This window comes from Candidatus Sarcina troglodytae, from assembly GCF_015708635.1.
GTDB lineage: Bacteria > Bacillota > Clostridia > Clostridiales > Clostridiaceae > Sarcina > Sarcina ventriculi.
In genome coordinates, this window is the sequence record NZ_CP051754.1 from 122,154 (window position 1) to 148,819 (window position 26,666).

General features: G+C 30.1%; 21 protein-coding genes, 2 tRNA genes, 3 rRNA genes and 1 pseudogene. 21 read left to right on the forward strand and 6 right to left on the reverse strand.

Annotated elements, in window-relative coordinates:
- Positions 1-61 precede the first annotated feature (61 nt).
- The 4 genes and pseudogenes from HH195_RS00595 to abc-f all read left to right on the forward strand — a co-directional run bounded on the left by HH195_RS00595 (position 62) and on the right by abc-f (position 3,921).
- The gene (locus HH195_RS00595; protein ID WP_196371197.1) at positions 62-298 is read left to right on the forward strand and encodes a hypothetical protein; all 237 of its coding nucleotides are present in this window, start codon (positions 62-64) and stop codon (positions 296-298) included.
- Between the two features lie 80 nt (positions 299-378).
- On the forward strand, positions 379-1,329 hold the full coding sequence (locus tag HH195_RS00600; protein WP_196371198.1) for an ROK family protein: 951 nt from the start codon (positions 379-381) through the stop codon (positions 1,327-1,329).
- Positions 1,330-1,443: 114 nt separating this feature from the next.
- Positions 1,444-1,914: pseudogene (locus tag HH195_RS00605) on the forward strand (CinA family protein); the annotation flags it as partial.
- A 450-nt stretch (positions 1,915-2,364) separates the two neighbouring features.
- Positions 2,365-3,921: a ribosomal protection-like ABC-F family protein gene (abc-f, locus tag HH195_RS00610; RefSeq protein WP_196371200.1), complete on the forward strand. Its 1,557-nt coding sequence runs from the start codon at positions 2,365-2,367 to the stop codon at positions 3,919-3,921.
- A 146-nt stretch (positions 3,922-4,067) separates the two neighbouring features.
- Here abc-f and HH195_RS00615 read toward each other — a convergent pair whose 3' ends face one another.
- The 3 genes from HH195_RS00615 to HH195_RS00625 all read right to left on the reverse strand — a co-directional run bounded on the left by HH195_RS00615 (position 4,068) and on the right by HH195_RS00625 (position 8,208).
- Positions 4,068-5,747, reverse strand: coding sequence for an AIPR family protein (locus HH195_RS00615; RefSeq protein WP_196371201.1), 1,680 nt, complete (start codon positions 5,745-5,747; stop codon positions 4,068-4,070).
- A 187-nt stretch (positions 5,748-5,934) separates the two neighbouring features.
- Positions 5,935-7,563 carry an N-acetylmuramoyl-L-alanine amidase gene (locus HH195_RS00620; RefSeq protein WP_196371202.1) on the reverse strand — a complete coding sequence of 543 codons (1,629 nt, stop codon included), beginning with the start codon at positions 7,561-7,563 and terminating at the stop codon, positions 5,935-5,937.
- 195 nt (positions 7,564-7,758) lie between these two features.
- Complete coding sequence (locus HH195_RS00625; protein WP_055260263.1) at positions 7,759-8,208, reverse strand: hypothetical protein; 450 nt, start codon at positions 8,206-8,208, stop codon at positions 7,759-7,761.
- 173 nt (positions 8,209-8,381) lie between these two features.
- Here HH195_RS00625 and HH195_RS00630 point away from each other — a divergent pair, with 173 nt between their 5' ends.
- Positions 8,382-9,509 (forward strand): mechanosensitive ion channel family protein, encoded by a 1,128-nt coding sequence (locus HH195_RS00630; RefSeq protein ID WP_196371203.1) that lies wholly within the window; start codon positions 8,382-8,384, stop codon positions 9,507-9,509.
- 50 nt (positions 9,510-9,559) lie between these two features.
- Here the strand turns inward: HH195_RS00630 and HH195_RS00635 are convergent, their stop codons facing one another.
- A complete protein-coding gene (locus HH195_RS00635) occupies positions 9,560-10,243 on the reverse strand; it encodes a uracil-DNA glycosylase (RefSeq protein ID WP_196371204.1) in 684 nt (227 codons plus the stop codon).
- A gap of 445 nt (positions 10,244-10,688) precedes the next feature.
- Between HH195_RS00635 and HH195_RS00640 the strand changes: the two genes are divergently transcribed.
- The 14 genes from HH195_RS00640 (at position 10,689) to HH195_RS00690 (ending at position 23,340) form a co-directional block, all read left to right on the forward strand.
- Positions 10,689-12,198, forward strand: a 16S ribosomal RNA gene (locus HH195_RS00640).
- 198 nt (positions 12,199-12,396) lie between these two features.
- Positions 12,397-15,300: ribosomal RNA gene (locus HH195_RS00645) — 23S ribosomal RNA — on the forward strand.
- Between the two features lie 67 nt (positions 15,301-15,367).
- Positions 15,368-15,485 (forward strand): 5S ribosomal RNA (gene rrf, locus HH195_RS00650).
- The 16S, 23S and 5S rRNA genes sit together here with 1 tRNA gene alongside, the layout of an rRNA operon.
- A gap of 6 nt (positions 15,486-15,491) precedes the next feature.
- Positions 15,492-15,567, forward strand: a tRNA-Phe gene (locus tag HH195_RS00655).
- A 169-nt stretch (positions 15,568-15,736) separates the two neighbouring features.
- Positions 15,737-16,483 (forward strand): peptidylprolyl isomerase, encoded by a 747-nt coding sequence (locus tag HH195_RS00660; protein WP_196371205.1) that lies wholly within the window; start codon positions 15,737-15,739, stop codon positions 16,481-16,483.
- A gap of 344 nt (positions 16,484-16,827) precedes the next feature.
- On the forward strand, positions 16,828-16,980 hold the full coding sequence (locus HH195_RS12475) for a hypothetical protein (RefSeq protein ID WP_243278512.1): 153 nt from the start codon (positions 16,828-16,830) through the stop codon (positions 16,978-16,980).
- A gap of 89 nt (positions 16,981-17,069) precedes the next feature.
- The gene (locus HH195_RS12480; protein WP_371811662.1) at positions 17,070-17,477 is read left to right on the forward strand and encodes an ABC transporter permease; all 408 of its coding nucleotides are present in this window, start codon (positions 17,070-17,072) and stop codon (positions 17,475-17,477) included.
- 28 nt (positions 17,478-17,505) lie between these two features.
- On the forward strand, positions 17,506-18,396 hold the full coding sequence (locus HH195_RS00670) for an ABC transporter ATP-binding protein (protein WP_196371206.1): 891 nt from the start codon (positions 17,506-17,508) through the stop codon (positions 18,394-18,396).
- Between the two features lie 172 nt (positions 18,397-18,568).
- Positions 18,569-19,693, forward strand: coding sequence for a glycosyltransferase (locus HH195_RS00675; protein ID WP_196371207.1), 1,125 nt, complete (start codon positions 18,569-18,571; stop codon positions 19,691-19,693).
- A gap of 193 nt (positions 19,694-19,886) precedes the next feature.
- Positions 19,887-20,648 (forward strand): glycosyltransferase family protein, encoded by a 762-nt coding sequence (locus HH195_RS12485; protein ID WP_243278514.1) that lies wholly within the window; start codon positions 19,887-19,889, stop codon positions 20,646-20,648.
- A gap of 70 nt (positions 20,649-20,718) precedes the next feature.
- The gene (locus HH195_RS12490; protein WP_243278515.1) at positions 20,719-20,940 is read left to right on the forward strand and encodes a hypothetical protein; all 222 of its coding nucleotides are present in this window, start codon (positions 20,719-20,721) and stop codon (positions 20,938-20,940) included.
- Positions 20,941-20,953: 13 nt separating this feature from the next.
- Positions 20,954-21,364, forward strand: coding sequence for an ABC transporter ATP-binding protein (locus tag HH195_RS12495; RefSeq protein WP_243278516.1), 411 nt, complete (start codon positions 20,954-20,956; stop codon positions 21,362-21,364).
- Positions 21,365-21,503: 139 nt separating this feature from the next.
- Complete coding sequence (locus tag HH195_RS12500; protein ID WP_243278517.1) at positions 21,504-21,905, forward strand: Wzt carbohydrate-binding domain-containing protein; 402 nt, start codon at positions 21,504-21,506, stop codon at positions 21,903-21,905.
- Between the two features lies 1 nt (position 21,906).
- Positions 21,907-23,340, forward strand: coding sequence for a glycosyltransferase (locus HH195_RS00690; RefSeq protein WP_243278518.1), 1,434 nt, complete (start codon positions 21,907-21,909; stop codon positions 23,338-23,340).
- Between the two features lie 101 nt (positions 23,341-23,441).
- Here the strand turns inward: HH195_RS00690 and HH195_RS00695 are convergent, their stop codons facing one another.
- Positions 23,442-24,113 carry an HAD family hydrolase gene (locus tag HH195_RS00695; RefSeq protein ID WP_196371208.1) on the reverse strand — a complete coding sequence of 224 codons (672 nt, stop codon included), beginning with the start codon at positions 24,111-24,113 and terminating at the stop codon, positions 23,442-23,444.
- A gap of 110 nt (positions 24,114-24,223) precedes the next feature.
- On the opposite strand from HH195_RS00695, the gene HH195_RS00700 reads away from it, so the two are divergent.
- Positions 24,224-24,949, forward strand: coding sequence for a glucosaminidase domain-containing protein (locus HH195_RS00700; RefSeq protein ID WP_196371209.1), 726 nt, complete (start codon positions 24,224-24,226; stop codon positions 24,947-24,949).
- Between the two features lie 34 nt (positions 24,950-24,983).
- On the opposite strand, the gene HH195_RS00705 is transcribed toward HH195_RS00700, so the two are convergent.
- Positions 24,984-25,059, reverse strand: a tRNA-Pro gene (locus HH195_RS00705).
- A 171-nt stretch (positions 25,060-25,230) separates the two neighbouring features.
- Here HH195_RS00705 and HH195_RS00710 point away from each other — a divergent pair.
- Positions 25,231-26,559, forward strand: coding sequence for a C40 family peptidase (locus HH195_RS00710; RefSeq protein ID WP_196371210.1), 1,329 nt, complete (start codon positions 25,231-25,233; stop codon positions 26,557-26,559).
- Positions 26,560-26,666: the final 107 nt, after the last annotated feature.

A 26,666-nucleotide genomic window follows, 5' to 3' on the forward strand; every position in this document is an offset into this window, starting at 1 on the left:
GTATAAAATATTAATTAAAGTAAATATTAATGTTATATTAAGTTAAGTTAGGGTGATATTTATGTGTAATTATAAAATGGATATAAATGGATATATAAATGCATCTTATTATGAAACAATATGTGATTATATGGAGATTATAAATGATAAAGATTCATTTGCTATTTCAATAAACGGAATTAATAAAAATAATATTGATATGATCTATACTATTTTAAATGATAATAAATTTAAAATACATAATGAAGGGTATAATGGTAAAGGAATTTATAATATAAATGCATATAAAATTTCATAAGATAATGTAAACGTAAAATAATTATGGTATAATATATAAATATACATAATATAATTTTTTATTGTTGGGGAGGACTAAAAGTGAAAAATTACGTAATTGGAATAGACTTAGGAGGAACAAAAATAAGTTCTGCATTATCAGATTTAGAGGGAAATATAGTTGCAAAATATACTGTACCAACTGATGCATTTGAAGGTGAGGCACCTGTATTAGATAGGATAATAGAATCAGTTGAAGCTGTTGTAGTTGACGGAAAAATAACTATAAATGAAGTAAAAGCTATTGGAATTGGTTCTCCAGGACCATTAGATGCTAAGGAAGGTATAATAATAACAACACCAAATCTTCCATTTAAAAACTTTAACTTAGTTAGACCTTTAAAGGAAAAATTTAATGTACCTGTTTACTTAGATAATGATGCTAATGTTGCGACAATAGGTGAATTTATGTTTGGTGCGGGAAAAGGTACTGAAAACATGATATTTTTTACTGTTAGCACCGGAGTTGGTGGAGGGGCTATTTTAAATGGCAAGATATATAGAGGAAGTACATCAAATGCATTAGAAATAGGTCATTCAACAGTTGCTTCAGAAACAGGAATGAGATGTAATTGTGGTAATGTGGGATGTTTAGAAGCGGTTTCTTCAGGTACTGCCATAGCAAGAAGAGCTAGAGAAGCTGTATTAACAAATGTTGAAACATCACTAAAAAAATATGACACAGTAACTTCTTATGAAGTATTTGTAGAATCAGCTGCTGGAGATAAAGTGGCTACTGAAATAAGAGATTTAGCTTTAAATTATTTGGGAATTGGAGTAGCTAATGCTATAGCAATTTTTGACCCAGATATGGTTGTTATAGGTGGTGGAGTATCAAAGGCAGGTCAAGTTGTATTTGATAAAGTGCAAGAAGTTGTAAATCAAAGATGCTTTAAGTCAATGGCTAAACATTGTAAAATAGTTGAAGCTGGATTAGGAACAGATGCCGGAGTTGTTGGAGCTGTTGCATTAGCTTTATTAGAAAGTAAATAATTATAGACAATGCAGAAGGGTTAGCAAAAAGCTAACCCTTTTTTTATCTGAATTTTATAAATGTTTAAAATAGAGATATAATAATATATATTATGAAATTTGGAGGATTGTATGGAAAAAAAAATAGAGAATATAATTGGAGAGACATTGATTAGTAAGGGATTAACAATAGCAACAGCTGAATCTTGTACAGGAGGGTTATTGGCAGGAACTCTTATAAACTATAGTGGAATTTCTTCTGTTTTTATGGAAGGAGTTATAACTTATTCCAATGAAGCTAAAATGAAAAGAATAGGTGTCAGCAAAGATACTTTAGATGCTTTTGGTGCTGTAAGTAAGGAGACTGCAGAGGAAATGGCGAGAGGAATATGTAAATTAGCAAATACTAAAATTGGAATTTCCACAACTGGCATAGCAGGACCTGGTGGTGGAACATATGAAAAGCCAGTTGGGCTTGTGTATATGGGGCTTTGTATAAATGGAGAAGTATTTTATAAAAAATTTAATTTTAAAGGTGATAGGCAACAAATAAGGTTACAAGCTGTAAATAGTGCATTAGAGTTTTTATTAGAATATATAAAGTAATATGTAATTGAGTATTTATCGGTAAAATATAGAACTTAATTAATTTAATATATAAGAAAATAATACAAGAATCAAAATTTAAGAAATGTAAGTTTATAAGGGGAGGTAGTTATTTAATTGAAACAACTACCTATATAAATAAAATGGGGGAGAGGCTATTATAAGATTGAAGCTTATTGCCTCATTAATAATTGTTACCAAAGTAGGATAATATTATACATGATATTATAAAAAATATTTAATTAAATTGGTTTTGTTAATTATTTATGATATTATAGTCATTGATATTTTTTAAATATATAATAGCTTAGAGGACGGTGTTAGCATGCAAGTTAAAGCAACAGTTTTGAAAAATTTATTGGGGATATGTGTTTTAGCTATAATAATATATTTAGGTGGAGTATTATTTTTATTAAAATAGACTAGTTAAATTTTATAAAGGAGTAAAATATGAGTATATTAACTGTTAAAAATATGAGCCATGGATTTGGAGATAGAGCTATATTTGAGGATGTTTCCTTTAGATTATTAAAAGGTGAACATGTTGGTCTCATAGGGGCTAATGGTGAGGGGAAATCTACCTTTATGAATATAATAACGGGGAAGTTAATGCCTGATGAAGGTAAAATAGAGTGGAGTAATCGAGTTAGAGTTGGTTATATGGATCAACATACTCAACTTGAAAAGGGTAAATCAATAAAAGATATTTTAAGAGAAGCATTCAAATATTTATTTGATATGGAACTTGAAATGAATCAACTATATGAAAATATGGGGAATATGAATGAAGAAGAAATGAACAAAGCATTAGAAAGAACAGCTAATATACAGGATGCTTTAGATAATAGTGGATTTTATATAATTGATGTGAAAATAGAAGAGGTTGCAGCTGGTCTTGGTCTTAAAGATGTAGGGCTTGATAGGGATGTTTCAGATTTGAGTGGGGGGCAAAGAACAAAGGTATTATTAGCCAAACTTCTTTTGGAGGTTCCGGATATTTTACTTCTTGACGAGCCTACTAACTATTTAGATGAAGAACATATAGCTTGGTTAAAATCATATCTTCAAAGCTATGAAAATGCTTTTATACTTATATCTCATGATATTCCTTTCTTAAATAGTGTTGTTAATGTTATATATCATGTTGAAAATAGATTATTAACAAGATACACTGGAGATTATGAAAACTTCATGAGAATTTATGAGGCTAATAAAAGACAGTTAGAGGCAGCTTATGAAAGGCAACAACAAGAAATTGCAAAACTTGAAGATTTTGTTGCAAGAAATAAAGCTAGAGTTGCTACAACAGGGATGGCAAGATCAAGACAAAAAAAATTAGATAAAATGGAAAGAATAGAACTTGCTGCAGAAAAACCAAAACCAGAGTTTAATTTTAAACAAGGAAGAACTTCAGGTAAGCTTATATTTGAAACTAGAGATTTAGTTATAGGATATGATGAACCTTTAAGTAAACCGCTAAATTTACTTATGGAAAGAGGTCAAAAAATAGCCTTGGTTGGAGCAAATGGGCTTGGAAAATCAACTCTTTTAAAGAGCTTGTTAGGGATAATAAAGCCATTAAGTGGAGAAGTTGAAACAGGAGAGTATCAACAATTGGGATACTTTGAACAAGAGATAAAAGAAGCAAATTATAATAGTGTTATAAATGAGATTTGGGAAGAATTCCCTGGATACACTCAATATGAAGTAAGAAGTGCTTTAGCTAAATGTGGTTTAACAAATAAACACATAGAAAGTACAGTTTGCGTATTAAGTGGTGGGGAGCAAGCTAAGGTTAGATTATGTAAACTTATAAACAAAGAAACAAATATACTAATCCTAGACGAGCCTACAAACCATTTGGATGTTGAAGCTAAGGAAGAATTAAAGAGAGCATTAAAAGAATATAAAGGAAGTATTCTTTTAGTATGCCATGAACCAGAGTTTTATAAAGATGTAGTAACTGATATATGGAATTGTGAAAATTGGACAACGAAAATAATATAAGATTTAGTTAATTTAAATTAATAATCATATAAAAAATAAATAGCTAGATTTTGAATTATACAAATCTAGCTATTGTATTATTAAAAGTTTAGAAAAATGAAGAGATAAAATATACAGATATATATTTTATAAAGAAAAATAATATATTATTTATTACATAATTTGTTAATATTATTTCTTAAATTGGAGCTTTTTTTAAATCTTGACCATAATCTTTTTATTATATCTTTATAGTAATTTAAATCACTTTTTAAATAATCTGACGGAGCTAAAGTTTTTTGTTCACTTTCGGCTTTATCAAGTGCATTGTCAAAACAATATCCTAAAACTTCTTCACCTATTTCACTAAAAATTTCAAAGAAAATTTTTGATTCATTTTCAATATGATTTTTAATAATACAATCCATATCACCCATTTGTCTTAATGCTGTTTTTAACTCATCTGTATTATTTAATAAACTTGCAATAATATCATATGAAAATACACCATAATTAATTTTACATAATAAAGTGATACATGCGTACTGGAATGTTCGTCCATTTTTTATCATAGGAAGAACAGTTCTTTCGTCATATCCTTTATCTTTTATATCAGTTTTAACAAATTGATCATAATAATATGCTATTTTAAGAAGATCCGCTATAACACCTTCTGGTGCGTCTAATCCAAAAATGGAGTAATAGTAATCATCATTATACATTCTTTGAGAATTACTTCTTGCTGAACCTGGCATTTGTAAAATAGCTGATAAACCTAACTTTCCAACTTGCTCCAATGTAGCTGTTTGGTAAGGCTCAGTATATTGTTTGGGTGTTTTGTCGCCTTTCTTAGTAATATAGTAAACATGTTTTCTATGTAGGCGTTCTTTTAAGCGTAATTGGTCAGGCGTATTTGCTTTTAAATCAGCTTTTTTTATAGGTTTTTGAGAATTTGTTGATTCTGCAATATTATTGATAAATATATCTTTATCATTTCTTGATTTTCCTTTGGCTTTTACAACTTTACATTGTAAATAGAAATCTTTATCAATATCTAATTTCCCTATTCTGTTAGTTGTCTGTCCACCATTTATTATTGAAAAATCAAATAATTCAATTTCTATTCCATTTAATTTATAATTCTCACAGACTATTAGTATACCGTTATTTTTATACCAGAAGTTTTGTGGCTCTTTAGAGATAGTTCTTTCGATTCCTGAGTCTACGGCTTTTTGTCTAACGTAATATCTTAAATTCATACCTAATAATCCATTCCTTCTCCTATTTTGAAGTTCTTGCAAGGATTGAGCTGATATATTAACAATTATAGAATCTTCGTATTGTAAATAATTATTTTCTTTATCCAACACTAGTTTATCACGATCAACAAAAAGTTTACCGTTATTACATAATTCAATTTGAGATTCGACTTCAGTTCTGAAATTCAGTTCTAAATCGTATTTGGTAAAATATGTTTTCATATTTTTTTCAATAAATCCAGATACTTTATTACTTTGAAGTAATTTAATGGTTTCATTAATTTTATATAATTCACCAGCAATATCTTGTGCTGACAGTTCTGAATGTTCATAGTATTTGCTTTGAACTATTATTACATCATTACCTTCACTTGTAGAATCATTAAATATTGCATCAATACCACCATCATTGGGACCATCAGTTAAATATTCAAGAACTATATCTTGATCAAAAGGCATTCCTGCATCACTAAAGAAAAAATATTTTATACATAACAAAGAAAAAATATGGTAGTCTTTAAGTTCTGAAAAAGCAGGAAAATTATTTTTTAAGTTATTAATGTGAAATTTAAAATAATCTTGTTCCATTCTCATACTCCTTATTGATTAATTAAATTAATTTATTTATTGTTAATTATTATGCAAGTGTTAAAATGGTTTGTAATAAATATTTTATCTAATCTACTATTGTATTTATGTATTTAGAAAATAATATAAAAACATTAAAGAAGTTAGCTTACACATACTAACTTCTTTTTAGATTTCAATCTATCTATTATTGAACTTGTATATATTGATTAGAAACATATCCAGTTGTATTATTAAATTTAATCTTATACCATCCATTTAAAGTTTCTAAAATTTGAACAGAAGCTTTAGAAGGCAAAGAACCAATAATAGAATAGTTCGTACCAGCACCACTTCTAATGTTTAAAGATGGGTTAGCAGTAACTGTACCAACTTTATTTTGTGTACTTGCTGAGCTTGATGAAGTATCGGAACCTGTGTTTACAGAAATATATTGACTAGAAACATAACCAGTTAAGTTATTATATTTAATTTTGTACCATCCATTTAAAGTTTCTAAAATTTGAACAGAAGCTTTAGAAGGCAAAGAACCAATAATAGAATAGTTTGTACCAGCACCACTTCTAATGTTTAAAGATGAGCTAGCAGTAACTGTACCAACTTTATTTTGTGTACTTGGTGAGTTTGATGAAGCATCAGAACTTGTGTTTACAGAAACATATTGACTGGAAACATAACCAGTTAAGTTATTATATTTAATTTTGTACCATCCATTTAAAGTTTCTAAAATTTGAACAGAAGCTTTAGAAGGCAAAGAACCAATAATAGAATAGTTTGTACCAGCACCACTTCTAATGTTTAAAGATGAGCTAGCAGTAACTGTACCAATTTTATTTTGTGTAGTAGAGTTAACTACATTGTTATTAGATGTTCCTAATTTAACATTAGTTTTTAAATATTTAACTATTCCATCTGCAATACCTTTAGCAAGTTTATTTTGATAATCATCTGTTTTTAGTTTAGCTGCTTCAGATGGATTTGTTAAGAAACCTCCCTCAACTAATGAAGCTGGCATTGTTGTATTTTTTGTTACAACGTAATCAGCAGTCTTAACTCCTCTATTGTATCCACCTGTTTCAGAAACCATAGAATTTTGAATAGGAGTGGCTAAATTTTTGCTTGCAGATTTACTTGCGGTATAATAGGTTTCTATGCCATAAGCAGAAGATGATGAAAACGCATTGTTATGAATAGATATAAAAATATCTCCATTATAATCGTTTGCAAGTTCAGCTCTTTGCATTAGAGTTAAGAAAATATCAGAGGTTCTACTCATTTCTACTTCAATTCCTTGATTTTCAAGTAAATTTTGAACTTTCTTTGCAATTGTTAAGTTGAGTTCATCCTCATAAATACCATTAGCAATAGCTCCAGGATCAGAACCACCATGACCTGGATCTAAAAAAACTTTATAATATGTCCTATCTAATGAAGAATCTTTTGAAGCTCTATAGGACGAGATTAAGTCTAAATCGTTAGTAACGCTAATTTCGGCTATATAAACGGTATCACCTATTTTCTGGCTTATATAAGTTGTACCATCATTTTTAGCAGTTAATATACCATCATCGCTAATGTTTGCAATGGAATCATCTGATATATTCCAATTTGGATATTGAGAAAGGTTAAGTGTATCATTAACAGATAAAGACAAACCATTTTCTACAATTATATTTTCATTTTTGTATTCATTTAAAATATCATTAAATTCAGTCTCTAAATTTTGTCCGTAAGCTTTAAATCCAATAACCGAACTAAAAATTAAAGTATTAAATAGTAATGACATAAAAATTTTGTGGATCTTTTTTTTACACATAATTTTAAAATCCCCCTTAATATTTAACAATATAAGTAAATAATACAATAAAAATATAAAAAATACAAATAACGATAAGGATTTCACAGGGAAAATAAGTAAACAATCTGTTAAAAATAATACGAAATACAACTAAAATAAAGATACTAATATTTTGTATGAAATTAAATAAGTAGCTACAATTAAATTGTGTAGCTACTTATTGGGTAAGTTAATTTCTCTGTTTATAAATATAGAAAATCTAGATTTTTTTATCCATCCTTTATTATTCAATCCACTATTAAGACCTAATTCAACAAAATACCAAGTTTCTTTATTTATTTCGCATTCATCTAGTATTTTGACTTTAAAAGCATCTTTCAGTCTATTTACTATAAGTGAATTATTAATTGGTGCAAGATAGACATTTGTATAAGGTTGAGTTACTGCATACTCAAATTCAGAAGTTTTGTAGTATATAGATATCTCTCTTAAATTTGTATTTTGAATTTCAGATTGTTTATGGGGTGCTTTAATTTTATGTATTTGATTATTAAGTGTGAGAATATTTCTTTTATATTTCTTGATTTTTGAATCAAAATATATAAACATAAATCCAGTACTACCTAAGCAGAGTAATATTACGAATACGACTAAAAATTTCATGTTTGCTAATCCTTAAATAATTAATACTTATTAATAGTATATTTTTATTAATGTTTATAAATTACTTTAAAGTATAAAAGTTTACTATTTTTTTATTATAAAAATTAGAGGGCGGTTATAAGATTGTATACTAAAGTTAATACTAGAATTAAGAAATTCTTAGGTGATTATTTATGAAGCGAATAGAAGATTTTTGTTGTGCTATGTGTAGTGTTTCTATTTATAATATAATAATTGCATTAGGTATTATAGTTTTTGTAATTATATTGAATAAACTTTTAATATCTAAAATATATAAGATATTCACATATATTGTATCTAAAAGTAATACACATATAGATGATAGTTTAGTAAAGGCTAGTCAAAAACCATTAAAATTATTTATATTATTTTATGGAGTGTATCAAGCATTAAGAATTATAGAATTTGACAACTTAAATTTAAATATAATATCTACAAGTAGATTAATAAAGTTAGCTGGTGTTATAGCCATGTGTTATTTTTTTTACAATTTAACTTTAGAAAATTCTATTTTACATAAAAGTATACATAATAAAAATGATTCTAATGGAATAGTATTTCCTTTTGTATCTATAATAATAAGAATAGTAATAGTAATCTTTGCAGTAGTTATTATAGCAAATGAATTTGGGTTTACTGGTTTTATAACAGGTCTTGGAATAAGTGGAATAGCATTTGCATTAGCAGCTCAAGATACATTTTCTAATTTATTTGGAGGCATGGTAATAGTTTTGGATAAGCCATTTTCTATAGGGGATTGGGTTCAAACATCTGATATTGAAGGAGTTATAGAAGAAATAACATTTAGAAGTACTAAAATAAGAACATTTGCGGAGGCAATAGTTACAGTTCCTAATTCAAAATTGGCTAATAGTAATATTATAAATTGGAGTCAAAGAGATAAAAGACGTATACATTTTAAATTTACATTAGATTATAGTACATCAATAGATAAAATAAATATATGTGTACAAAGAATAGAAAAATTTTTAAGAAGTAATGATAAAATAAAAAAAGAAATGATAATAGTAAGTTTTAATGAATTGTCTAACTATGGTTTTGGGATTTTTGTATATTTTTATACTGAAATGATGGGATATGAAGAATATGAGAAATTAAAGCAAATTGTAAACATAAATATTTTGAGTATATTAAGAGAAGAAAAAGTAAAATTATTTTTTATAAATTTTAATAGATTTCAGGAAAATATATTAGGTGTTAATATGGTTGATAAGATTGAAGATATAGGAAATGTAACTGAAGAGGAAAGAGAAAAATAAAAAGTAGCAAAGCACTCTTGATAATAAATTCAAAGAGTGCTTTTACTTTATTAATAATTAATATTTGGTATTTGCCAATGTATTGGAGATTGGTTTATGGATTTTAGAAATTTATTTGTCTTAGAAAATGGTTTAGAGCCAAAAAATCCTCTATGAGCGGAAAGGGGGCTAGGATGTACTGATTTTATTATAAAATGCTTAGGATTAGTTATAAAAGATTCTTTTTTTTGTGCATTGCTTCCCCATAAAATAAAAACAATGGGTTCATTTCTATCATTAAGAGATTGTATTATTTTATCAGTAAATATTTCCCAACCAATACCTTTATGAGAATTAGGGCAATTAGCTCTTACAGTTAAAACAGTATTTAATAGTAGCACTCCTTGAGTTGCCCAATTTTCTAAGAAGCCATTATTAGGTATAAAACAACCTAAATCATTGTTAAGCTCTTTAAATATATTTTGTAATGATGGTGGTGTTTTAACTTTTGGTTTAACTGAAAAACTAAGTCCATGAGCTTGATTAGGGCCATGGTATGGATCTTGCCCTAAAATAACTACTTTAACTTGATTATAAGGTGTATAGTGTAATGCATTAAAAATATCATACATATTTGGGTATATGGTTTTAGTTTTATATTCATTTATAAGAAATTGTCTTAATTTAAGATAATAATCTTTTTTGAATTCATCCTTTAGGATATCATTCCAATCATTTTTCAATATTGAGCCCATAAGTTATCTCCTTTTTATTATGTAAATAGATATATTTATTATAATAAAATATGAGAAATATATCTATTTACATAATAAAACATTTATAAACATATCCTAGCGTATCAATAATAGAAAAAAATATATAAATAAAGGAAATGGAAGTAATATAGAAATAATTATTAAAATAAATATATTATTTTTTTGTATATATTAAATTATGTGATAAAATAAAATCCGTCGCTAAGGTAAACAGTAGCGAGAGAAAATAACTTAAAAAATAAAAAAAGTTATTGACAAAGATTAAGTAAAGTGATAAGATAAAGAAGTCGCTTGAGGGCGATAAAGAAAAAAGAAAAACAATGGTCTTTGAAAATTAAACAGATAATTTAAGTAAACCAGCAATTCTTTTATAAGTAATATGAGTAGATTAAACTCAAATAAAAACTAAGAAATTAGTATATTTTAATTTGAGAGTTTGATCCTGGCTCAGGATGAACGCTGGCGGCGTGCTTAACACATGCAAGTCGAGCGAGAAAAGTTCTTCGGAGCTTTTCTAGCGGCGGACGGGTGAGTAACACGTGGGCAACCTGCCTCATAGAGGGGAATAGCCTTCCGAAAGGAAGATTAATACCGCATAATATTGTTGAAAGGCATCTTTTAACAATCAAAGGAGCAATCCGCTATGAGATGGGCCCGCGGCGCATTAGCTAGTTGGTGAGGTAACGGCTCACCAAGGCGACGATGCGTAGCCGACCTGAGAGGGTGATCGGCCACATTGGAACTGAGACACGGTCCAGACTCCTACGGGAGGCAGCAGTGGGGAATATTGCACAATGGGGGAAACCCTGATGCAGCAACGCCGCGTGAGTGATGAAGGTCTTCGGATTGTAAAGCTCTGTCTTTAGGGACGATAATGACGGTACCTAAGGAGGAAGCCACGGCTAACTACGTGCCAGCAGCCGCGGTAATACGTAGGTGGCAAGCGTTATCCGGATTTACTGGGCGTAAAGGGAGCGTAGGCGGATATTTAAGTGGGATGTGAAATACCCGAGCTTAACTTGGGAGCTGCATTCCAAACTGGATATCTAGAGTGCAGGAGAGGAGAATGGAATTCCTAGTGTAGCGGTGAAATGCGTAGAGATTAGGAAGAACACCAGTGGCGAAGGCGATTCTCTGGACTGTAACTGACGCTGAGGCTCGAAAGCGTGGGGAGCAAACAGGATTAGATACCCTGGTAGTCCACGCCGTAAACGATGAATACTAGGTGTAGGGGCCCCAAGCCTCTGTGCCGCCGCTAACGCATTAAGTATTCCGCCTGGGGAGTACGGTCGCAAGATTAAAACTCAAAGGAATTGACGGGGACCCGCACAAGCAGCGGAGCATGTGGTTTAATTCGAAGCAACGCGAAGAACCTTACCTAGACTTGACATGTCCTGAATTACCAGTAATGTGGGAAGTTCCTTCGGGAACAGGAACACAGGTGGTGCATGGTTGTCGTCAGCTCGTGTCGTGAGATGTTGGGTTAAGTCCCGCAACGAGCGCAACCCTTATTGTTAGTTGGTACCATTAAGTTGACCACTCTAGCGAGACTGCCCGGGTTAACCGGGAGGAAGGTGGGGATGACGTCAAATCATCATGCCCCTTATGTCTAGGGCTACACACGTGCTACAATGGCAAGTACAAAGAGAAGCAATACTGTGAAGTGGAGCAAAACTCAAAAACTTGTCTCAGTTCGGATTGTAGGCTGAAACTCGCCTACATGAAGCTGGAGTTGCTAGTAATCGCGAATCAGAATGTCGCGGTGAATACGTTCCCGGGTCTTGTACACACCGCCCGTCACACCATGAGAGTTGGCAATACCCGAAGTCCGTAAGCTAACCGTAAGGAGGCAGCGGCCGAAGGTAGGGTCAGCGATTGGGGTGAAGTCGTAACAAGGTAGCCGTAGGAGAACCTGCGGCTGGATCACCTCCTTTCTAAGGAAGAACATCTTAGGAAAACTAAGATGATAATAAAGAATGCTTCTTAAATATCTGTTTAATTTTGAAAGACTAAGTTCTTTCAAAATTATGTTCTTTGAAAATTACGCATAAGTATTAATAAATAGAGTAAAGCCAATTAAATTTACTATTCTTTGTAAAATTGATTGCAACTATCTAAAAGATAGAAACAAAGGTCAAGCTACAAAGGGCGTATGGTGAATGCCTTGGCATCAGGAGCCGACGAAGGACGTGATAAGCTGCGATAAGCTTTGGGTAGACGCACATAGTCTGAGATCCAAAGATTTCCGAATGAGGAAACTCACATGGGAAACCCCATGTATCGTTAACTGAATAAATAGGTTAACGAGGGTAAACCTAGGGAACTGAAACATCTAAGTACCTAGAGGAAGAGAAAGAAAAATCGATTTTCTAAGTAGCGGCGAGCGAAAGGGAAAGAGCCCAAACCGGAAACTTGTTTCCGGGGTTGTGGATAGAACATAACGAGAAACTATAACTAATTGAAGAGATCTGGAAAGCTCTACCGTAGAAGGTAATAGTCCTGTAAGTGAAAGTTAGAGTAATCAAGTTCTAATCCAGAGTACCACGAGACACGTGAAACCTTGTGGGAAGCAGGGAGGACCACCTCCCAAGGCTAAATACTACCTGATGACCGATAGTGAAGCAGTACCGTGAGGGAAAGGTGAAAAGAACCCCGGGAGGGGAGTGAAATAGAACCTGAAACCATATGTCTACAACCGATCAAAGCACCTTATGTGTGCGATGATGTGCTTTTTGTAGAACGAGCCAACGAGTTACGATATGTAGCAAGGTTAAGTACTTAAGGTACGGAGCCGAAGGGAAACCAAGTCTTAATAGGGCAACTAGTTGCATGTCGTAGACCCGAAACCGGGTGACCTATCCATGGCCAGGTTGAAGCGAGGGTAAAACCTCGTGGAGGACCGAACCACGTTGCTGTTGAAAAAGCATGGGATGAGCTGTGGATAGCGGAGAAATTCCAATCGAACTCGGAGATAGCTGGTTCTCCTCGAAATAGCTTTAGGGCTAGCGTCGAATATGAGTAATGGAGGTAGAGCACTGAATGGGCTAGGGGGCATAGTGCTTACCGAACCTTATCAAACTCCGAATGCCATATACTATAAGTTCGGCAGTCAGACTACGAATGATAAGATCCGTGGTCAAAAGGGAAACAGCCCAGATCGTCAGCTAAGGTCCCAAAGTGTAAGTTAAGTGGAAAAGGATGTGGGATTTCTAAGACAACTAGGATGTTGGCTTAGAAGCAGCCACTCATTAAAAGAGTGCGTAATAGCTCACTAGTCGAGAGATCCTGCGCCGAAGATGTTCGGGGCTAAAACTTACCACCGAAGCTACGGGCTTGAATTTATTCAAGCGGTAGAGGAGCGTCGTAATCGGGCTGAAGTCATACCGTAAGGAGTGGTGGACTGATTACGAGTGAGAATGTTGGCATTAGTAGCGAGATGTAGGTGAGAATCCTACAGGCCGAATACCTAAGGTTTCCTCAGGAAGGCTCGTCCGCTGAGGGTTAGTCGGGACCTAAGCCGAGGCCGAAAGGCGTAGGTGATGGACAACTGGTTGATATTCCAGTACCACTACCATCGTTATTATCGATGGCGTGACGCAGGAGGATAGTGTGTGCTAGCTATTGGATGCTAGTCTAAGCATTTAGTCAGTTACAATAGGCAAATCCGTTGTAATAATGATGAGATGTTATGGGGAAGGTTCTACGGAACCGAAGTACATGATTCCACGCTGCCAAGAAAAGCGTCTAGAGAGAGAAGTAGTGCCCGTACCGCAAACCGACACAGGTAGGTGAGGAGAGAATCCTAAGGCCGGCGGAAGAATTGCAGTTAAGGAACTCGGCAAATTGATCCCGTAAGTTAGCAATAAGGGATGCCTATGAGAGTAGGCCGCAGAGAATAGGCTCAAGCAACTGTTTAGCAAAAACACAGGTCTCTGCTAAAGCGTAAGCTGATGTATAGGGGCTGACGCCTGCCCGGTGCTGGAAGGTTAAGGGGAACACTTAGCGTAAGCGAAGGTGTGAACTTAAGCCCCAGTAAACGGCGGCCGTAACTATAACGGTCCTAAGGTAGCGAAATTCCTTGTCAGGTAAGTTCTGACCCGCACGAATGGCGTAATGACTTGAGCACTGTCTCAACTGCAAATCCGGCGAAGTTGTAGTACCAGTGAAGATGCTGGTTACCCGCGATTGGACGGAAAGACCCCGTAGAGCTTTACTGTAGCTTAGCATTGAATTTCGGTATTGTCTGTACAGGATAGGTGGGAGACTGAGAGACTAGGGCGTCAGCCTTAGTGGAGTCGACGTTGGGATACCACCCTGATAGTACTGAAGTTCTAACTGGCGGCCATGAATCTGGTCACAGGACATTGTTAGGTGGGCAGTTTGACTGGGGCGGTCGCCTCCTAAAAAGTAACGGAGGCGCCCAAAGGTTCCCTCAGAACGGTCGGAAATCGTTCGAAGAGTGCAAAGGCAGAAGGGAGCCTGACTGCGACACCCACAAGTGGAGCAGGGACGAAAGTCGGGCTTAGTGATCCGGTGGTACCTCGTGGGAGGGCCATCGCTCAACGGATAAAAGCTACCTCGGGGATAACAGGCTGATCTCCCCCAAGAGTCCACATCGACGGGGAGGTTTGGCACCTCGATGTCGGCTCGTCGCATCCTGGGGCTGAAGTAGGTCCCAAGGGTTGGGCTGTTCGCCCATTAAAGCGGCACGCGAGCTGGGTTCAGAACGTCGTGAGACAGTTCGGTCCCTATCCGTCGCGGGCGTAGGAAATTTGAGAGGAGCTGTCCTTAGTACGAGAGGACCGGGATGGACTGACCTCTGGTGTACCAGTTGTTCCGCCAGGAGCACAGCTGGGTAGCTAAGTCGGGAAGGGATAAACGCTGAAAGCATCTAAGCGTGAAGCCCACCTCAAGATGAGATTTCCCATAGCATAAGCTAGTAAGACCCCTTGAAGAACACAAGGTTGATAGGTCAGAGGTGTAAGTATGGTAACATATTTAGCTGACTGATACTAATAGGTCGAGGGCTTGACCTAATTAACTTTATCTTAATACTTAGTGTAATTTTGAGAGAATATATCTTTCATATAAATAACATGATTATCTGGTGATAATGCTCTTTAAGGTAACACCCGTTTCCATTCCGAACACGAAGGTTAAGCTTTTAGAGGCTGATGGTACTGCATGGGAGACTGTGTGGGAGAGTAAGTGGTTGCCAGGTTTATATGGCTCGATAGCTCAGTCGGTAGAGCAGAGGACTGAAAATCCTCGTGTCACTGGTTCGATTCCAGTTCGAGCCACCAAAAAGCTTAGCATTAGCTAGGCTTTTTCATTTTATATAAAATAATGGTATAATTTATTTATTAAAGATATTAGTTATTTAAATTACTACTATTTCTTTGATAAAATAGATAATAGATTCATATTTAAATAAATTATAGTTAAAGATAATAAGAAAGGATGAATTTTAACATGGATAATAAGGTTTTAGCAAGAGTAGCGGGAAGAGAAATAACTTCTGAATATATATCAGAAGTTATTTCAAGATACCCAGCTCAACAACAAGCAATGATTGACAATGAACAAGGAAGAAGAAATATATTAGAACAAGCAATTGCTTTTGAATTAATGTATGAGCTAGGAAAAGAAAAAGGCATGGATACTTCAGCTGAGTATGTAGAGCAAGTTAATAAAATAGCTAAGGAATTATTAGCTCAAATTGTTATGAAGAAAACTTTAGATGAGGTTACTGTTTTAGATGAAGAAGTTTTAAAATACTATAATGAAAATCAAGAAGCTTTTAAAGAACCAGCTAATGTAACTGCAAAACATATTTTAATTGATTCAGAAGAACTTGCAAAAGAAATTAAGGAAAAAATAGCTTTAAATGAATTAACTTTTGAAGAAGCAGCTGCTAAATATTCTTCTTGTCCATCTAAAGAGCAAGGTGGAAATTTAGGATCATTTTCAAAAGGAATGATGGTACCTGAGTTTGAAGAAGTTGCATTTGTTTTACCAATCGGAGAAGTTAGTGAACCTGTTAAAACTCAATTTGGATATCATTTAATTAAAGTTGTTGATAAAAAAGAAGATTCAATAAAAGGTTTTGAAGAAGTTAAAGACGAAGCTTTAAAACAATTATTAGGTCAAAGACAAGAACAAAAGTATTTAGACTTAATAAAGGAATTAAAGAATAAATATACTGTAGAAATCTTATAATATAAAAAAAGTAAATACACAAAATTGGGATATTAATATTTAATTAATATCCCAATTTTGTGTATTTAAAGAAATAAAAAATAGATTTTATTTAGATAATATATTTAATTTATGTATATTTAAGTAAAAAATGAAAACAATATGTAGATGAGAGGGGACTAAGGAGATGAATTAATTGAAAAATTGGTTTTATATTGAAAAAAGCATTTTTTATAATTGGTTTACTATTTTAGATTTGTCAAAAAAAGAATTTGTTCAAGAGTTTGTAAATTCAAGATTAGGAATAATATGGGTAATAATAAAACAATTGGTTATGATAGCGGTGTTTTGTATTTTCTTCAGGTATGAGGAATATAACAGGAGATATACAGGTTCCTTATTTAATATGGCTTGTTTCAGCATATATTCCATGGATATTTATATCTGATGTAATAGTTTTCGGGGCTAGTTCTATAAGAAGTAAATCTTTTTTAGTAAAAAAATTAAATTCCCTGTAGAAATATTACCTAACGTGAGGGTGTTTATAAGTTTTTATACTTTTTTAATTTTGCATTGTATAACATTTATAATTTTGGGGATTAATGGAATGTTGAATATTATAAATTACTTTAAGCTCATTTACGCAATTATAATTACTATGATATTTTTGTCAGCATTACTTAGATTATTAGCAACATGGGTTGTTATGTCAATTGATATATTACACGCTATAGGAGTAATAATGCAATTTTTATTATGGACATGTCCAATTATGTGGCAAAGTGGTGAATTACCTATTGCCCAAAGTATGCCTTGGTTAAATTTAATTTTAAAAATTAATCCATTATATTACTTGCTAGAATTATTTAGAGATGCTTTTTTAGGAACCAATGTTAGTACATTAAGGTATGCTATATATTTTTGGATAATTACGTTATATTTGTTTGTTTTTCTTCTAAAGAATTTTCTAGATTTAGACCAGAGTTTGATGATGTTCTATAATCTATATGAGTAAAATTTATGTATTATGAGGTTGAAAATTAATGGAAGTTATAAATGCATTAAATATTACAAAGGAATATAAAATATATAATACAAATAAGGAAAAATTGAAGTTATTAGTAAATAAAAGATATAAAATAAAAAAATTTCATGCATTATCTAATGTTTCATTTAATATAAACAAAGGAGAAATTATTGGGATAATAGGAAAAAATGGTACTGGAAAGTCAACACTTTTAAAGATTATAAATCCTGATATTTTAATAGTAGATGAAATTTTATCAGTAGGTGACATTAAATTTCAAGTTAAATGTATGGAGAAATTTGAGAAATTTAAAAAACAAGGTAAAACTATTTTATATGTTTCTCATTCATTGGCTACGGTAAAAAAATTTTGTAATAGGGTTATATGGATAGATGAAGGTAAAGTTGTGGAAGAGGGAAATCCTGTTATGGTAGTTGAGAAGTATTTTAATATGAATTTTGGAAATAAAAATCATCTGTCATATAAAGAGTTTAGAAATGATATTATTGAAGATTTTAAAATGAATAAAATTTCAAATGAAATTGATTATTTAAAAAATTTAGAATTTAAAATTACTTATCTAGTGAAAAATAGTATATACCAAAATGTATATATGGTTATAGAAATAAGAAAAATAGAAATTAATGCTGGGAAAGAATATAGCCAATTTGTTTGTGACTTTAACAGTATTGACTCGCATAAAAATATACCATTTTCGTCAGGAAAAAATACAATATATTTCAATTTAAAGAATCTAAATTTAGTATCTGGGATTTATTATATAGATGTAGTTTTCTTGTGTAATAATGAAGAAATATATAAAAAGATAAAAGCTTATAATTTTACTATAAATGATAAATATAGGGGAGAAGGTTTTATTGTTTTAGAGCATGAATGGGAGCAATAGTTATCATTTATATTTAATAAGATAGTATATTTAAATAAAAGGGAGAAATTAAGTGAGGTTTAAACTATTAATAAAAAAGAGTATACAATTATTGAAATGTTATAAATTTAATTTTATATTAAAAAAAATAAATATATTCAAATATAAAAGAATATACAATAAATATTATGAAATGATAAATAGTATATTAAGTTATGAAAAATATCACTCTATAATTATTTTTGATTCGAGAGTTGGTTGGAATATACCATTGTTTCAAAGACCTCAACATATGGCAATTGAATTGTCTAAAAAGGGATTTTTGTACTTTTATAGATCATCTGAGCAGTTTGATTTTAATATAAATGGCGTAAAAAAGATAAAAGAAAAATTGTATTTGGTGGATATGTCTAATTATATTTTTCAAAATGTTTTGATTGATGTGTTAAGCAAGACTAATACTGAAAAGTTTTTACTGTTATATTCAACAGATATATATTTAGATGAAGAATACATAAAGGAAAGATATTTGAATAATGGATTCAAGCTTGTTTATGAATATATTGATGAAATATCGCCAGAAATATCTGGGGATGTACAGAATTTTGTATACACAAGACATAAGAATATTATAAAAAATAAACAAAATTTCATTATAGTAACAGCTGATAAATTAATGAATTATGTTAAAAGTATAAGAGATATACATAAAGTAGCAATGATAAGTAATGGGGTAGATTATGAGCATTGGCAAACTCATATGGATATAGTACCTGAAAAAATTAAAGATATTGTTAATGATAAAAAGCCTATAATAGGGTATTTTGGAACTTTGGCTAGATGGGTTGATTATAATCTTATAAGGGAGATAGCAAAAAGGAAACCTGATTATAATATAGTTTTAATAGGTTTTTTATATGATAATGAATTTAGGAAAAGTAAAGTGGAGGATATAAAAAATGTCCATTATTTAGGGGTTGTTGATTATAAAGAATTGCCTTTGTACGGACAATGTTTTAATGTAGCGATTATACCATTTTTATTGAATGATATTATAGAGTCTACAAATCCAATAAAACTTTTTGAATATATGGCATTAAATGTTCCGATAGTAACAACTAATCTTAGGGAATGTCAAAAATATAAATCAATATTAATTGCTAAAAATTATAATGAATTCATAGAAAAGTTAGATTATGCGTTGAAAATGAGTAAAGATGATGAATATTATACATATTTAAAAAACGAAGCATTAAAAAATATATGGGAGAAAAAAGCTGAAGCTTTCTATAATTTAGTAAAAATAAGTAAAATTTAATTTTAGGTGATTTTGTGAATATTAAGAGGAAAATTAAGAATGTTTTAAGACCAATTATAAGGTTTTTTATAATAAAAATTAAGTATAGAAAAATTAATGGTCTTAAGTCAAAGTTTTTTAGTGATTTAAAAAAATAATTTTCAATAAACAGTATGATGCTGTAATTATTTTTGATAATTATTTTGGCTTTAATATGAAAATGTTTCAAAGACCACAACATATGGCTATAAATTTATCAAATGAAAATATATTATATTTTTATAAGGCATCTTCTTGTATAGATAAAGATGTAAAGGTATATAAAGAGATAAAGCACAATTTATACCTTATAAATACTGACATTTATTGGGTTCAAGAAGAATTATTAGATATGGTTAAAGAAAGTCGTATTGAAGCATTTGTTCAAATTTATTGTACAGCTTTTATGGAATATGATAAATATGTTAAAAAATTTTTAGATAGAGGATTTAAGATTATATATGAGTTTATTGATGAATTATCAGATGATATTGCTGGATTTAAATTAACAGATGATATAAAAGACAGTCATATGCGTATGTTAGAAGACAGTAAAAACATTTATGTCATAACTACTGCTGATAAATTATACAATGATGCTAAACAGATAAGGGGGCAAAAAAGGTTAGCTCTTATAGAAAATGGTGTGGAATTAGGGCATTTTTCTAATGTAAATTTAAATTATATACTTGAGCAAATAAAAAATGTAGTCAATTCTAATAAAAAGATAATAGGGTATTTTGGGGCTTTAGCTAAATGGTTTTATTATGGATTTATAATAAATATTTCTAATAGATTTAAAGATATTAATATTTTGCTTATAGGTGTAGATTATGATAAATCTATCGTAAATAGTGGAATACTTAATTTGCCTAATGTTTATTATGTAAGAACTGTTGAATACAATAATCTTCCTCATTATTCTAAATTTTTTTAATATTTCCATAATACTGTTTATTATAAATAATATAACTAAATCCACATTACCTGTTAAATTATTTGAATATATGGATTTAGGGAAGCCGATAGTTACGACTAATTTGCAAGAGTGTAGAAAATATAAATCTCCCTTAATAAGTGAAAATCATGATGAATTTATGGCAAATATAAAGAGAGCTATTTTGTTAGAAGACAATTATGAGTATATATCTTTAATAGAAAATGAAAAAAATAATAATACATGGAAGCAAAGAGCTATTAGTATGAAGAATTTCATATTAAATTCATAAGTGGAGGAATAAAATGAGTTATGCTATAAGAGTTAAAAATATTTCTAAAAAATATAAAATTTATAACTCTGAAAAAAATAGGTTGGGACAAATAATAAATGCATTTAATAAAAATACTCAAAAGGAATTTATAGCTTTAAATAATATTTCATTTGATGTTAATGAAGGAGAAATATTAGGTATAATAGGAAGTAATGGATCTGATAAATCTACATTACTTAAAATATTAACTGGTGTATGTTTTAAAACTTCGGGAGAGTTATTTATAAAAGGAAAGGTAGCATTTATTTTAGAACTTGGCACGGGATTTAATAATGAACTTACTGGAATAGAAAATATATATTTAAATGCTAGTATAATGGGGATAGGGAAAGAAGAAATTAATACAATAAAAGATGACATAATAAATTTTGTAGACATGTGAAAAGGCTATCTGGCTTGAAAAAGGAGAAATTAAAGAAATAGGTTTTGCTATAGAAGTTGTTGAAAAATATTATAAAAATATTTTAGAATTAGATAATGGTGCTGAATCTAAAAATTGTTTTGTAAAACTTAGTGATGTATTGATATGCGAAAAAAAGAATGTTTATCAATATAATGATTCGATAACATTTAATATAAAATATGAAGTTTTAGATGAAGATATAAGCACCCCTGGGATTACAGTTGAGATGAAAAGAGCTTATACAAAGCCTTGTGAGTTTAGGCATATGGATCAGTTTATATGTTCTATAAATAGCAATGTAGATGATTTTTTGATACCTTGGAGTTTAGGTGAGAATAATATTAAACTAACATTTAAGAACTTAATGTTAAAAGGTGGAGTTTATTATATTAATATAATATTTTCTGAAAGTCAAAATTTGATTTCTTTAGAAAGCATAGAAAATGCTATGAGTTTTACTATTAATAGTGAAAGAAAAAGTAGTGGTTTTGTATTTTTAAAAGAAGAATGGAGGGTATAAGGTGTTTGGATTAAAAAAATTAAAGCATAAAGTCCCTAGTGATATTGTAAGTAATGCTATTGAGTATGGATATGATAATTTGGAAGATGAAGAAAAAATAGAGTTAACTGAATCTATATTAAATGCGTATCCAGAAGTAAGTAATATTATGTATGAAGGTTTTGATATCGATGATGAAGAGGAATTTAATTATCAGGTATTAAATGGAGAAATATATGAAAGATATAAGAATGTTAATAAAATAATAGAGAGTGCATTTAATTCAATAGTATATAATACTCAATATAAAGCTTTTAGAAAAGCTTTTATAAGTATGTTTCAAGAAGAATATGATGCAATAGTTGTGTTTTATGCCTCTTTTGGTTGGAATATTGATTTAAAACAAAGACCTCAACATTTAGCGGAAGCTATGAGTAATGAAAGGATATTATATATATATAGAACAGATCCTAATCAAGATAGGGAAGTATTTTCTATAAAACAGATAAAAGAAAATCTTTATTTGGTAAATTTAGATATGGATAGTCTAAACCAAGCTTTTTTTGATGTGATAAATGAAGTTGATAAGCCTAAATTTGTACATGTCTATGCTACGTGTCTTTATGATGTATCTTATGAAAAAATAAAAAAATATTATATGGATAGAGGTTTTAAAGTTATATATGATTTTGTAGATGAAATTTCTTCAGAGATAAGTGGAGTAACTGTAAGTACTCAAATGATAGAAGATCATAAAAAACTTTTAAAGGATGTTGAAAATGTGTTAGTTGTATCTACTGCTAAAGATCTTAAAAAGACATCAGAAAGTATTAGAGGATCGTCAGAAAAAAGCATACTAGTTCCAAATGGAGTGAATTTGGAGGACTTTAGCAAAACAGGATTTAGTATAGCAAAAAGGATGAAACAAATAGTGGACAAGGGTAAGCCTATAATAGGTTACTACGGAGCTTTGGCTAAATGGTTTGATTATGAAAAGATTAAAAAATTAGCAATTAAAAGACCGGATTATGAAGTTGTATTAATAGGGATAAATTATGATAGAAGTTATGACAGAAGTGGATTAGATAAATTAACTAATGTATCTTATTTAGGTATAATAAATTATATAGATTTGATAACATATTCAGCATTTTTTGATGTATGTATGGTGCCTTTTATAAAAAATGATATAACTGATGCAACATCACCTGTAAAAATATTTGAATATATGGCATTAGAAAAGCCAATAGTCACTACAGATATAAACGAATGTAAATCGTATGAGTCTTGTCAAATTGCATATAATGATGATGATTTTATAGATAAAGTAGATTATGCTGTTAAGGTGTTAGTGCATGATGAACAGTATAAAAAAATATTAAAAAAAGAAGCAGCAGATAACACATGGAAACATAGGGCAAAACAAATAAAAATGGCATTAAAAAATTTTAATTAATAAATAAAAGCTATATCTTAGTAATATTATAACTTTATTAAGCTTAGATTTTCATGGCTTATCTAAATTATAATTTTTATGCTAAGTATATAGCTTTATTTTTATATGGTAACTTTTATTTCATTAAGTAATGTATTATAGTCATTAATGTAAATATCGGCTTCTTTTATGATTTTAGCTTTGTCACCTAAAGGGGTGTAGGGCTCATCATTAACTGCAATAACTTTCATACCAGCTGATTTAGCTCCATGAATTGCAGGGAGTATATCTTCAAAAACTATGCAGTCTTTAGGAGAAATATTTAGTTTTTCTGCTGCTAAAAGATATACGTCGGGAAAGCTTTTGTCTCTAGAAACTTCAGATGTAAGAGTGATTTTATCAAATAAATTAAATATGTTATTAGATTTTAAACAAGCTTCAACTAAAACCATAGAATTGCTAGTTGCAAGTCCGATTTTTACACCTTTATTAGAAAGATACTTTAAAAATTCTCTAGCACCTGGTTTTAACTTTATATTATTTGTGTATTCATTATAGGACATGTTGTACCAAGTTTTTAGTATTGACTCAATGGAATTGGGAATATTGAATCTTTTTTTAAAATATTCGGCTGTTTTATCAAAACTAAGGTGGGTTATTTCTTTTTTCAAATCTGAAGGCTTGTCTATTCCTAGGCTATTTAAATATGTAGTGTCAATTTTATCCCAAAGCCACATAGAATCAACTAGTGTACCATCTAAATCGAATATTGCTGCTTTAGCATTTTCTATCACAATAAATCACGCTCCTTTAGGTTAGTTTAACATAGAATTTATCAATTATATAGAATAAAGGTTAAAAGATAGGAATATAATTATTAAAAACATAAAATTAGAGGTTTATTATGAAAGATTTATTAGATTCAAATAGCAATGTGGAAAATGTGTTAGATGAAAAAAAAGTCAATTATAGTTTTAATATTAATGATAAGCTAAAAATTTTAATAAATGATAAAGATGAAAATTTCAATGAAGAGGAAATAAAAGAATGGGCAAAAAGAAATAATGCAACAGAATTGTTTTTAAATCTTTGGAATATATATAATGATTTATATAAAACATGTGGGGGTATTAATCCTGTAATAGCATATGTTCAAGCAGCTATAGAAACTAATTTTGGGAATTTTGATGATGATTTGAAAGAATTTTTCAATAATCCTTATGGGGTAAAAGAATTTAAATATGATGATAACGGTGTTCTGAACGAAGAATATACTAAATTTGTTTCTTGGCAAGAGGGGATTGAAGCGCATTTAGATCACTTAGCACTTTATTTTGGAGCAGAAGGTTATCCTAAAGATAATAGTAAAGATACTAGGCATTTTTATTATTTATATGGAATATGTTCTAATATACAAGATTTGCAAGATAAATGGACAACTAAAAAAGAGTATTCAAATAGAATTTTAGATGAATTAAAAAATATATATAGTAGCTCAAGTAAAGATGTTAAAAGGGTTGATAATTTAAGTGATGTTGAGATACTTAGGTGTGAAAATAAACTTTTAAAGGATAAGTATAATAGGTTAATAGATAGTTTAAAAACTATTTTAGATAATGAAATAAAATAATAAAAAAAGGATTGTAATTTTTACAATCCTTTTTTGGTCGGGGTGACAGGGATCGAACCTGCGACCTCATGGTCCCAAACCACGCGCGCTCCCATCTGCGCCACACCCCGAGAACATATTTATTTTATATTAAATTTTAAGTTTTGTCAATATTGCTTATTAAATTGTTTGTACTTTATTTAATTGGTTTTATTTGTAAAATATGTTATAATGAAACTTAATATAGTGAACAAGAAGGGAGAGATGCGTTCTCGTTATATGAATGATGAGGGCAAATTAAAATGAAAAAAAAAATAATTTCTTCAATGCTTGCATTTATATCTGCTTTTAGTGTAAGTATAAATGTTTATGCAACTCCTGTAACTGAAGAAAAAACAGAGGCGATAAAACAAAGTTTAAATGAGTACAATGAAATAGAAAATACTATAAGAGAATTAGAGGAAAAAATAGATACTTTAACTGATGAAATAGGGCCTATATTTTTTGAAATAGAAAAGAACAATGAAGAAATTAAAAAACTGGAAGATGAAATAATGCGTGTTGATGAAAATATTTCGCATATTACATTTTCAATAAAAGAGCAACAGGAAGTTTTAGGAGAGAGATTAAGGGCTACTTATAAGAGTAGTTTTTATAATAATTATATAGCAATATTATTATCATCTGATGATTTTGGAACTCTATTACAAAATATTAATGTGGTAAGTAAGATATTTTTGCTTGATAGAGAATTAATAGACAATTTAAATAATGCAAAGCAGGAATTAAATGATAATATATTAGAATTAGATGAAAAAAAGAAAAGTTTGAATGATATAAATAAAGAAAATACAGAAAAAATACAAGAACTTAATATGAAAAAAGAAGAACAGCAGTTGGTAATAGATGAAATGAATCAAAAGAAAAATAGTGTGATGGGATATATTGAAGTTTTAGAAAGTGATTTAGTTAGTGATTTTTTAAATAATATAAATGATGATAAATCAATTGATGAATTAAATAATTTAATAACATCTTTAAATGGTTTAAAAAATCAAATCAAAACAAAGAGTGTTGTAGAGGATATTAATAATGGAATACAAAAAGCTAAGAGTATAATATTTAATAAAGAAAAAGAGTTAGAAGTTAAAGTTATTGAATTTAGTAATAATACAGATATTGATAATAGTAATGAAAGTAGTAAGGATTCTGATGTAGAGATAAATAATGATGATGTACAAACTCGTAGCACTATTAATGAAAGCATTTCTTTAAATAATGATGCATCATCTATTGTATCGTATGCATATGAATTTATAGGAGCAGCATATGTGTATGGAGCAACGGGTCCAAATTCATTTGATTGTTCTGGATTTACTCAGTACGTTTTTAATAAATTTGGTTATTCTTTAAGTAGAACAACATATACTCAAGTTAATCAAGGAATACATGTTGATAGAGAAAATCTACAACCTGGTGATTTGATTTTTACAAGGGGAAGTGTACAAACTCCTCAACATGTAGGAATATATGTTGGAAATGGGAAGATGATTCATGCATCAAGACCGGGAGTTGGTGTTATAGTTGGAGATATATATGATTATGTAACGGCAAGAAGAATAATTAATTGATTTAATTTACAAGTATGAAATATAGAGATTATATTTCATACTTTTTTAATGTGGTGGATTTATATTAATTACTATATAATAGATTTAGTATTAAAAAATTTTAAGAA